The following is a 689-nucleotide window of genomic DNA, read 5'->3' on the forward strand; positions in this document are numbered from 1 at the left end:
CGCTTATCCCTGAAAGTGATGAGACGCGCGAAACCCAGCCGACTTTGAGTTTTCAACGTGTATTGCAACGCGCGGTTTTCCATGTTCAGTCGTCTGGTCGCAACGAAGTAACGGGTGCTAATGTATTGGTCGCAATCTTTAGCGAACAAGAGTCGCACGCCGCTTATTTATTGAAGAAAAACGACATTTCTCGCTTAGATATTGTCAACTTTATCTCCCACGGTATTACGAAAGCTTCTGGCGCCGGAGAAGATCCATCTTCTTCAGATTCGTTTAGCTCGGATAGTGTCGAAGAGACAGGTTCCGATGAGCGTTTAGAAAGCTTCGCAACAAACCTCAACCAAGTGGCGAAGGCCGGTAATATTGATCCATTAATTGGCCGTGACAAAGAGCTAGAACGTACGATCCAAGTTCTATGTCGTCGTCGTAATAATAACCCATTGCTAGTTGATGGAGCCGGTGAGGGTAAAACGGCAATTGCAGAAGGCCTAGCTTGGAGAATTGTTGAAGGCCAACTCCCTGAGGTGATTCAAAATATCGTTATCTCCTAACTTGATATCGGTTCGCTGCTAGCATGCACTAAGTATGGTGGTGATTTCGAGAAACGTTTCAAATCGATTTTGAAGCAGCTTGAAAAAGAAGAAGATGCCATCCTGTTCATTGATGAGATCCATACTATTATCGGTGCT

The 689-nt window shown here is 45.0% G+C and carries 1 pseudogene; it reads left to right on the top strand.

Features of this window, described 5'->3' with window-relative positions:
• A pseudogene (locus tag R8N47_RS25405) lies at positions 1 to 689 on the top strand (AAA family ATPase); the annotation flags it as partial.

The sequence above is a fragment of the Vibrio sp. 2132-1 genome (assembly GCF_033344315.1).